A 10,353-nucleotide genomic window follows, 5' to 3' on the forward strand; every position below is an offset into this window, starting at 1 on the left:
AGTCTATGGCGGACTTAGAGCTGTCGGTACTCCGAAGCGATGCGCCGGGCCCGCAGGAGCCTGCCGCTTTTCTGCGGTCCTGCAGCAGCGGAAGCAGCCTCTGAACCCGTTCGTTCTGCGTCATGTCGCGCAGGCCCGCGGCATCCATGATGCCTGCCCAATCCTCCACGCTTGAACCAGTGCGGATTTCGATTTTCCCTGATCTGCCCAGTGAAGTGCTCATGTGCCGAAACCTGACGCGCTCCAACAACAAGGTGGCCGCGGCGCCGCTGTCTGGCGCCGGGGAATGGGCCTTGAGCGAGGGCGCTGTGCGAAGCCGTGAACTGCCGGTGCATGTAGTGGGCTTTAAAAGCCCCTGGCCGGTCTTCTCGGTAATTCCGAGAAGACCGGCCTGGGATTGGACCGCTCTAGAGGGACTTGATTTCCAAATTCAATCGGCTCAGGAGGTCGATGAGTGCCGACAGATCCTCATTGTCCCAATTGGTCATGCGCGAGCGGAGCTCTGTACGCCACCCTTGGAAGCATTCATGCCACCTTTCAACCGCAAGCTCGGTAGGCAGGATGTGGAACACCCTCCGGTCTTCCGGGTCGACTTCACGCTTGACCAGCGCCAGCTGTTCCAGCTTGGTGATCATGCGCGATAGCGCAGCTTTATCGACCAGCAAGTGTTCGCAGATTTCAGACTGGGTGATGCGTTGGCTGCGCAGAATCATCCCGAGCACGGGCAGGTATCCCGGGGTGAGCCGGCTGTCGAGCCGAGTGGCCAGTTCCCGCTTGGCACGCGCCGTCAGCGCGATCAGTGAAAATAACTCCTGTTCGGCTGAGGCATAGAGATCGGGACGTTGAGCGGCGGGAACGTCTTCGGCTTTGCTTGAAACCTGCACCGGATCTCCTAGTTGCCAGCTGGCGTTTCTGCCTTGGCTGCGTCCTGGTCCTCAGCAGCCAGCTCCTGCATGCGTTCACTTGCAGTCTGGGTCTTCAGCGACTGGTTGGGGATCAGGCAGACAGCCACGACGATGAGCAGCGACAGCGGAGCGGCAATGGTGAACAGCGAAGGCACTGCGTCGCCGTAGATGGACTCGAAGATCACGCGGACCGGTTCAGGCATCGCTGCAACTGAAGGCAGGGTGCCCGATCCCAATGCTGCGGTCAGCTCCTTGGCTTGGTCGCCCAGGGAAGCCAGGGCTGCAGCCAAATCGGATTGCCGGTCGGCGATCATGTTCGGCACAGTGGTCGCCAGTATGGCGCCCAGGCCTGCGGTACCCGCAGTGCCGCCCAAGGTGCGGAAGAAGTTCACGGCCGAGGAGGCTACACCCAGTTCCTTGACGTGGACCGAGTTCTGCACCACCAGCACCATGTTCTGCATGACAAGGCCCATGCCGGCGCCGAGGATGAACATGTAGGCGGCGACCAACGCGTAGTTGGTGTCGTAGTGGATGGTTCCCAGCAGGAACAGCCCAACGACGATCAGCACCGAACCGGTGACAACCAGTGCCTTCCACTTGCCGGTGCGCGAGATCATCGCACCGCCGATGGTGGAGATGACCAGCAGGCCGCCCATCAGCGGGAAGGTCATCAGGCCGGCCATGGTGGCTGATGCGCCACGGGCCATGATCATGTACTGGCTGAGGAACACCGAGGTGCCGAACATCGAAACGCCAACGGCCAGCGATGCGATGACCGCGAAGGTGAAGGTGCGGTTCTTGAACAGGCCCAGGCTCAGCAGCGGCTCGGAGGACTTGGCTTCGACCAGAATGAACAGCGCCAGCAGGATTACCGCACCGGCAATCATCAGGTAGCTGGTCGTCGAGGCCCACTCGAACTGCGAGCCGCCCAGCGACATCCAGATCAGCAGCAGCGAGACGCCGGAGGAAAGCAGGACGATGCCCCAGTAGTCGATCTTGACCTTGCGCTTGGCCATGGCCGGAAGGTGCAAGGTGCGCTGGATCAGGATGACCGCAGCGATGGCGAAAGGCAGGGCGATGAAGAAGTTCCAGCGCCAGTTGATGGTGTCAGTAACGAAGCCGCCGATCAGCGGGCCGCCCACGGTGCCAACGGCCATGACCGCGCCGAACAGGCCCATGTACTTGCCGCGTTCGCGGGGGGAGAGGAAATCGGCCATGACGATCTGCGCCAAGGCGCCTACGCCGCCACCGGCCAGGCCCTGGACGACGCGCATGGTGATCAGGAAGCTGGTGTCCTGCGAGAAACCTGCGGCGGCCGAGGCCAGCACGAAGATGCCGAGCGAGATCTGCAGCAGCAGTTTGCGGTTGCCCAGGTCGGCGAGCTTGCCCCAGATCGGAGTGGAGATGGTGGTCGCCAACAAGGTGGCGGTGACCACCCAGGTGTAGGCGGTCTGGCTGCCGTTGAGATCGGAGACGATCACTGGCAGCGAGCTGGAAACGACGGTGCTGGCCAAGATGGAGACGAACATGCCCATCAAAATGCCCGTGAGGGCAGTGAGGATTTCGCGGTGAGTCATCTTGGGCTTGGCGACCGGTGCGGTTGCGGTCATGGAAGCTCCAAAAATTTAGGGTCAGGCATAGAGGGCCTGAATGGTTGATTGATATCAACTATACGGCGATAGTTGACTATTATCAACTAAGCGTGTTTCACCCCACATCACCGTGCGGGCATAGAAAAACGCCCTGCGCTCAAGCCGGCGAACCGGAAGAGTGCAGAGCGTTCCAAGGCAACCAGAACTACTGGCTGCGACGGTTATCCATCTCGGGAACTACCGGATGCGAAGGCCCTTCGCCAGCGTTGCTGGAAGGAACCGGCGCACCGCCAACGTGCAGCAGGCGAGGTTCGGATAGCTGGGCTTTTGGCTTCTCTGCAGCTTCTCCGGACTGATCTTGCGGCGCCTGCTCCTCGGATCCCTGCTTCTGGGCCTTGGCGCGGGCCGGACCCGGCGCGGTGCGGCCGGCAGCGCGACGTCCCTCGAAGGCGCGGGCCAGGGTCACTTCATCGGCGTATTCCAGATCGCCGCCCACCGGCAGGCCGGAGGCCAACCGGGTGATGTGGATGCCCAAAGGGGCTAGCGCGCGCACCAGGTACACGGCGGTGGCTTCGCCTTCGAGATTCGGGTCGGTGGCCAGGATCAGTTCGGTGATCGAGTCATCGGCCAAGCGGGTTACCAGCTCGCGGATGTGCAGCTGTTCCGGGCCAATGCCTGCCAGCGGATTAATGGAACCGCCGAGCACGTGGTACTTGCCGGAGAACGCCCGGGTGCGCTCAATGGCCAGGACGTCCTTGGACTCCTCCACGATGCAGATCTTGGTGCCATCGCGACGTTCATCGCGGCAAATGGCGCAGGTTTCCTGCTCCGAGATGTTGAAGCAGATCTCGCAGAACTTCACCTTTTCCTTGACCAGCTGGATCGAGGCGGCGAGCCGGGTCATGTCCTCGGCATCGGCGTCAAGAATGTGGAAAGCAATGCGCTGAGCCGACTTCGGGCCGATGCCAGGCAAGCGACCGAGCTCGTCGATCAGTTCCTGTACAGCACCTTCGTACACGTGCGCCTACTTTCTAGCTTGCTTCAATACCGTGAAATCGTTCCGTGGTACACCCTAGTGTCTCACTCCGACAGTTCGCCGTGGTGCCGGCTACAAGCTTCGTTTGATTTCCACTACATTCCCGTTGACGTCACGCTGCTCGATGACCATGCCGCCGAGCAGGCGTTCCACGGCTGGAACACCGATCAGTGCCGAATCCTCGACCTCGATATCATCGTCGCTCGGGACAAATTCCTCGGGCTCTTGCACCGGAGCAGGCGCGGGAGCCGAAGCAGGACCGCCCCAGCCGCGCGCCGCCTGGGCAGGCGCCGGGGCACTGGGTGCGTTCTTCGCCTGGTCCATCAGCTGCTGGTATCGGCTCATGCGGCCTGAGACCGCCGGTGCCGAATCCGCAGGATCCGGTGCCGGTTCAGCCTGTGGAGCGCCCCATCCCGGAGCGGATTCAGGGGCCGGCTGCGGGGCTGCCGGGGGTTGCAGCGGTGCGGCCGGTTCCTGGCGAGGCTGTTCCTGGTGCTGGGGGCGGACCTGCGGCTGCGTTTGGGCAGCCCGCGGCGCCGGGGTTTCCGGAACCGATGGAGCTGATGGCGCCATAGCTTGTGGAGCCTGCTGCCCGGATTCGCCAACCGCTAGATTCCCGAAGGAATCGGTGGTGCTTTCCGGGTGCAACGGGGTCGAAGAAACCGGACGTGCAATGTTCGGAACGCCGCCCTCAGCCTGGCGCGCCGTCATTCCGGCAGTCATCCGGGGCTTGGGAGCCACCGGAGGTCCACCGAAACTCCGTGGTGCACTAGCCGCCGGCGCCGGCGCCGGCGCCGGCGCCGGTGCTGGCGCTGCCGGGGTCGGCTGCGGAGCCACGGCCGGGACCGGAGCCTGTTGCTGCGGCTGAACCTGCTGCGCTTCCGGAACAGAACCAGCTGGCACGTAGTACGGGTCATCCGGGAACGGTGGCTCGTCGAAGTAGGGTTCATCCGCTGGAGGCGGGACGTCATCGTAGGAGCTGTCGTACCCGTCATGGGCGCGTGGTGCAGGCGCGACTGGTGCCGAGCTTGGCACAGCGGATACCGGACGCTGCTGCGGTGCCGGAGCGGCAGCTTGGGCCCGTGCCGCAGCGCGCGCAGCCGCCCCAGCAGAACTTACAGCCTTGGTGAACTTAGTTGGTGCTGGGGTTGGCGCCGGGATTGGCCGGCGCTCACCTTTTGGGGAACCACCACCGTTGGGGTTGGAGCCGCCTTCGGTGAGGACCACTTCGATCGGTGCACCGGTGACCTGGGACAGAACCCCGGTCAGCGTATTCATCAGATCCGGCCGGTTGCGCAGATTCACGATTGGGCCAGTATTGCTGAACGCCAAGGTGAGGGTGCGGCCATCGAAGCCTGCCACAGAGCCATAGGTGGCAACCATGGAATGCAGGACGCGCGAGCTGCCCTGCAACTGCTGCAAGATCGTTGGCCACGCTTGCTGGAACATCGCCACCGGTGAGCCGGTGTCCTGTGGTGCTGGCTGGCTCTGCGGCATCCCGCTAGGGGCACCATGTTGAGGTTGCTGAGCACCCTGTTGTTGCTGTTGCTGTTGCTGTTGCTGTTGCTGTTGCGGTGTTTGAGCGCGTTGGGCTTGTTCTTGTGCGGCGCGCTGTTGTGCTTCGCGTTCAGCTTGTTCGCGTTGGGCTTGTTCTTGTGCGGCGCGCTGTTGTGCTTCGCGTTCAGCTTGTTCGCGTTGGGCTTGTTCTTGCGCCTGGTGGGCAGCATGGCGCTGAGCACCCACGCCAGCCTGGCTAGCTTCTGGTGCCTGTTGCGGCTGTGCCGACTGCGGCGCCTGTTGTGGCTGTGCCGACTGCGGTGCTTGTGGTGTTCGGTTGGCAGCTGCACGACGTGCGAATTCGGCCATGGCAGGATTTTGCTTCACGTCATCAATGGAGACCCCGGTGCCGAATGACAGGTCTTCACCGCTGGAAGGATCGGGAACCAAGCTGAATGGTGCCACGCCTTCCGGACGAGCTGCCGGAATACTCGGACCAGGCTGCACCTCGGTGGTCACCGAGTAGTTTTCGCCCTTTGGACCCCAAGTTGCGCCCCAGTCAGCGGCTTCACCAGTGTTCAGCGACGCTGCCGCGCCTGGATCCAGCGGAGCATTTGGATCATCATCATGTGGCTGTGGCTGTGGCTGTGGCTGTGGCTGTGGCTGTGGCTGTGGCTGTGATGGCGCGGACTGCTGAGGATGCGTTTCCTGCTCGGCAGGTACTGGCTGCGGAGTCTCTTGAGGCTGCTCGGTGCGCTGAGCTAGAACTGGTTCTGCGTGCTGCACGGGCTGCTGCATTTGCGCTGGAGCCTCTGGAGCCTGCGGTTGAGGCTGGGCATGATTTGGCTGAACCTGTGGGGCCTGTTCGCCAGCCACTGGTTCGCCCTGCGCTTCAGCCGGTTCGGGTGCACCGTCACGACGGGATTTGGCGGCGGCCAGGGCTTCGCGTACTGCGGCAGCACCCTGACGCGCGGCGCCCGGGTTAGGAGTGGCGTTCATTGAGGCACCAGCACTTGCAGCGTCGTTCTCATCAAGCGCAGGCAGCGCTCCACCGGTCATCGCATGGCGCTCCAACCGATCCAGCCGAGCGGCAAAAGCGCTGTCGGAATTCTGCGAACCGGGCAGCATCAAGCGCGCGGCCAGCAATTCCAGGTGCAGACGAGGCGAGGTTGCGCCGGTCATCTCGCTCAGGGCCTTGTTGGTGACATCGGCCCAGCGCGATAGTTCGCCTGCGCCGACCAGGCCAGCCTGCAAGCGAAGGGATTCAAGCTGGTCTTCGGGTACGCCGCGCAAGATCTTCTCAAGGCCTTCTGGCATGGCCTTGGCGATGATCAGATCGCGGAAGCGCTCCAGCACGTCTTCAACGAAGCGCCGGGGATCCAGACCGGTCTGGATGATGCGGTCAATCGCACCGAACAGACCAGCGCCATCGGATTCGTGCAGCGACAAGGTGACCTCATCGAGCAGTGTCGAGTGGGTGTAGCCCAGCAGTGCAATGGCCGTCTCGTAATCCAGGTTGCCATCGCGGGCACCAGCGATCAGCTGATCCAGCACCGAAAGAGTGTCGCGGACCGAACCGCCGCCAGCACGGATCACCAGTGGCAGTACACCTTCGGCTACCGCGACGCTTTCGCGTTCGCAGAGCACTTGCAGGTACGCCAGCAATGCCTCTGGCGGAACCAGGCGGAATGGGTAGTGGTGGGTACGCGAGCGGATGGTGCCGATGACCTTTTCCGGCTCGGTAGTCGCGAAGATGAATTTGATGTGCGCCGGTGGCTCTTCAACGATCTTCAGCAAGGCATTGAAGCCTGCCGCCGTGACCATGTGGGCCTCATCGATGATGAAGATCTTGTAGCGGTCGCGAGTTGGCGCGAAGGTTGCGCGCTCGCGCAGATCGCGGGCATCATCGACGCCACCATGGCTGGCCGCGTCAATCTCGATGACGTCCAGCGAACCCGGGCCACCATTGGCAAGGTCCACGCAGCTTGGGCAGGTGCCGCAAGGAACGGGCGTAGGGCCCTGCTCGCAGTTCAAGCAACGGGCCAAAATGCGGGCAGAAGTCGTCTTGCCGCAACCGCGCGGACCGGAGAATAGGTAGGCGTGGTTGACGCGGTTCTTCTCCAGCGCCGTCATCAAGGGCGCGGTAACGTGCTCCTGGCCGATAACGTCGCCAAACGTATCGGGACGATATCTGCGATATAGCGCTGTACTCACACCGGTTCCCTATCAGTTGCCTGATGCTTTAGGCATCAGCTGTTGGACAATATTCAATGGTTCGACGGTCCACGGTTCACGTGGCAGATTCGCCGGATCGAAAGCTTCCAGAGCTGCCTGCAAACTTGTGCTGGGCAAGCCCAATGACTCTAGCAAAATCGCCACAACGTTGGCTGGATGCACACCTTGTTCGGTGATCTCTTCGAGTGTTACTGCACCGTCGCGTTTAGCCAAGCGCTGGCCCTTGGTGTTCAGTGCCAGCGGTACGTGCGCGTAGGCCGGGACCGTGTAGCCCAGTAGCGTTGCCAGATAGGCCTGCCGCGGCGCAGAAGAGAGCAAATCATCTCCGCGCACGACCTGGTCGATGCCTGAGAACGCATCGTCGACGACAACCGCAAGGTTGTAGGCGGGAGCTCCATCGTTGCGGACCAGGACGAAATCATCTACCGCACCGGTGTAATCGCCGAATAGTTCGTCATGAACAGAAAAATCGTTCACTTCTGAACGCAGTCGCAAGGCGGCTGGACGGTTCTGCGCTTTAGCCGAGCGTTCGCTGGCGCTCAGATCGCGGCAGGTTCCCGGGTAGGCGCCGGGCGCAGCATGCGGAGCACTTCCGGCTTCGGCGATGTCCTTGCGCGAGCAGAAGCATTCATAGACCAAGCCGCGGGCCTTGAGCCGCTCAACGGCCTGGAGATAAATCGGAAGGCGGTCGGACTGTCGGAGGATTTCGCCGTCGAAATCAAGGCCCAAGGACGATAATTCAGCAATTTGGGTGGCTTCGGCGCCGGAACGAACACGATCCAAGTCTTCAATGCGCAGTAGGAATTTGCGTTGCGAGGAGCGGGCGAAAAGCCAAGCGAGGATGGCCGTGCGCAAATTGCCAAGGTGGAGTGGCCCCGAGGGGCTAGGGGCGAAACGGCCAGCGCCCACGTGGACTCCATTCGGCTTGCGTAAGAAAGTAAAAGACCCCTCATGCACCTGCCAGAGCCCATCTACCCTTGCTACCTTCCGGTCCTGGGGGAGTTCAACAGGATGACACCACACGAGGGGTCACCAAAAATACTACCCGAGGTTGGCGCTTGGATGAAAATCGGCAGGCGTGCGCTTGCTCTCAGCTTGCAAATCATGGCTCAGAGAGCTTGACCAAAAATGCTGTTCGTCCTCAGCCGGTCGCTTCTTCAGGCGGTTCTAGCCACCCAAGTACGCGTCGAACGCGGTCATTGAGCTGGACGGTAGGCAACATGGGCGTCTGCTCCTTCTCGAAGTCGAAGTTCTGGACGCTGGTGACGCTGCCGGGAAGCTCAACACAGATCATGCCGTTGGGGGAGCGCCAGTTCACTGAACCGTCCGGAAGATAGGTGGCTTGCCATCCCAGCACGTGCTTGAACATCTGATGCCGCTTGCACAATAAATGCGTATTGCTGCGCGTGGTGTGCCCGCCCTTTGCCCATGCATCGATGTGGTCAATCTCGGATGCTTCGGCGGGCCGATTGCACCCGGGGAAGCGGCAGACGATATCCCGATTTCGCAGCAGATCACGCAGCGCCTTGGACGGACGGTACTTTTCGCGGCCCACGTCTATAGCTGCCCCTGACCAAGGATCGGTGAGCACCTTGATGAAAGACGGGGCGTCTTTTGCGATCAGCAGCGCTGTCCCTACTGGGATCGGCCCGTAGCCCTCAAGGTCAGCTAGTGCGCGTTTAGGGTTGGCCAGCATTTCCAGCGCAGGAATCGTGACAGCTACACGAGCTTTGAGCGGGGTCCCTTCGGTTGCGGGCCAACCATCGAGCAACGCATCGCAAACAATGTCCAGCCGTCGTTGCTGTTCGGTCCGATTATCAGCTGGATCAACATTGCGTACGGCATGCCAATTGACCGTATTGATAATGCCCAACGCCTTTTCCACCGGCAGATGCAGCTGAATCACGCTCATTCCATTGGCCTCGTGCCAATAGGTGATCTTGCGGTCCTCCGCACCTTTCTTGTGGCGTTCTTCAATGGGCTTTGGATGCAATCGCTCACGCATTTTCCTGGCACGTAGGGCTATCGCGGAGTCAGCGGCCTGCCGCGCTATCGGCAGCAAGGTTCGTTGCATTAGTGCCACGTCCTCGGGTGCCAGATCCTGAGAGTGCTTGACGATCTCCTGCGCGGATCTGGTCGTGATCTCACCGACGCTCAGGGCATCCAAAGTGTCTGCGCAAAGATGGCGCAGTCCTTCGGCGAAGAACAACTTGTCCTGGACTTTCTTTTCCGAGGAGCGCATTGCCACCGATGCCTCGGCAACAAAGGAAGAACGGATCAGCGACTCGTCGGAGCGATTGACACCGTAGAAGTAGGCAGAATGAGTTTCAGCTGTTTCTTCCGTTGTGCCGGGGTCATCCAGCAGCGGCTCTTGGGTTCCGTGGCTGATCGTCTCGGCGACCGAATACTCGTAGCTATCGGCCAACACCGCTGCCTCGGCAGCATCCAGCATGCTGTGCAGCCGGGCAATGGTCTTCAGCCGCTCCAGGCCCTGGGCGGATGCAGTGACCGGCGACTGGTCATAAAGGTTTATGGCGGTAGCGGCGATCTGGGTAAAGAGATTGTCTTTGTCCAGGTTCGCGGCCCAAAGACCATCGATTCCGGGGATACTCCTTGTCCCGGGCGGGCTGATAGGCAGTCGGCGAGGGTCGTCTTGGCTGTGAAATACCTCTCTTTTACTCATGTTTACAGTATTGATCTGTTCAAACGGCAGCCTTTGGAGAAAAGATCGGGATGGTGAAAAGGTGCAAAATGACCGAATTTCAGGGGTTTGACGCCTCAAGAATGAGCTGGGAAGCAACGTGGAAACGTCCGATTCGTGATTGAGCGAGAATTTAGATATGCTGGATCCTGCTCCACGGAGCAAACTGAGGAGGATTCGCCTAGCGGCCTATGGCGCACGCCTGGAACGCGTGTTGGGTTAACGCCCTCAGGGGTTCAAATCCCCTATCCTCCGCCGTGTGAAGAGTCGAGACATCGTTTACAGATGAGTAGCGACATGCTTTACAAATTATTATCAGTTTCCCCCGGCCACCGGCCGGGGGATTTCTGTTTATCGGGCCAATAGGATTTGCCGGGGTCGATGGAG

The 10,353-nt window shown here is 61.2% G+C and carries 5 protein-coding genes, 1 tRNA gene, 1 other RNA gene and 1 pseudogene; 1 reads left to right on the forward strand and 7 read right to left on the reverse strand.

All coding sequences use genetic code 11. The features are described from left to right. Positions 1-407 precede the first annotated feature (407 nt). From ACIOU9_RS15910 to ACIOU9_RS15940, 7 genes and pseudogenes are all read right to left on the reverse strand, one after another. The gene (locus ACIOU9_RS15910) at positions 408-884 is read right to left on the reverse strand and encodes a MarR family winged helix-turn-helix transcriptional regulator (protein ID WP_105657995.1); all 477 of its coding nucleotides are present in this window, start codon (positions 882-884) and stop codon (positions 408-410) included. A gap of 8 nt (positions 885-892) precedes the next feature. Further along, a complete protein-coding gene (locus tag ACIOU9_RS15915; RefSeq protein WP_105657996.1) occupies positions 893-2,515 on the reverse strand; it encodes an MFS transporter in 1,623 nt (540 codons plus the stop codon). 409 nt (positions 2,516-2,924) lie between these two features. Then, positions 2,925-3,515, reverse strand: a pseudogene (recR, locus tag ACIOU9_RS15920) (recombination mediator RecR); the annotation flags it as partial. 90 nt (positions 3,516-3,605) lie between these two features. Next, positions 3,606-7,244: a DNA polymerase III subunit gamma and tau gene (locus tag ACIOU9_RS15925; RefSeq protein WP_402697506.1), complete on the reverse strand. Its 3,639-nt coding sequence runs from the start codon at positions 7,242-7,244 to the stop codon at positions 3,606-3,608. A 12-nt stretch (positions 7,245-7,256) separates the two neighbouring features. After that, positions 7,257-8,174 carry a tRNA glutamyl-Q(34) synthetase GluQRS gene (gene gluQRS / locus ACIOU9_RS15930; RefSeq protein WP_402697508.1) on the reverse strand — a complete coding sequence of 306 codons (918 nt, stop codon included), beginning with the start codon at positions 8,172-8,174 and terminating at the stop codon, positions 7,257-7,259. A gap of 28 nt (positions 8,175-8,202) precedes the next feature. Continuing rightward, an RNA gene (ffs, locus tag ACIOU9_RS15935) (signal recognition particle sRNA small type) lies at positions 8,203-8,299 on the reverse strand. Between the two features lie 107 nt (positions 8,300-8,406). Beyond that, complete coding sequence (locus tag ACIOU9_RS15940) at positions 8,407-10,131, reverse strand: DUF222 domain-containing protein (RefSeq protein ID WP_332594873.1); 1,725 nt, start codon at positions 10,129-10,131, stop codon at positions 8,407-8,409. A gap of 5 nt (positions 10,132-10,136) precedes the next feature. Here ACIOU9_RS15940 and ACIOU9_RS15945 point away from each other — a divergent pair. Beyond that, positions 10,137-10,221 (forward strand) — tRNA-Ser (locus ACIOU9_RS15945). Positions 10,222-10,353 lie beyond the last annotated feature (132 nt).

It is taken from the genome of Glutamicibacter sp. NPDC087583, from assembly GCF_044743685.1.
Taxonomy (GTDB): Bacteria; Actinomycetota; Actinomycetes; order Actinomycetales; family Micrococcaceae; genus Glutamicibacter.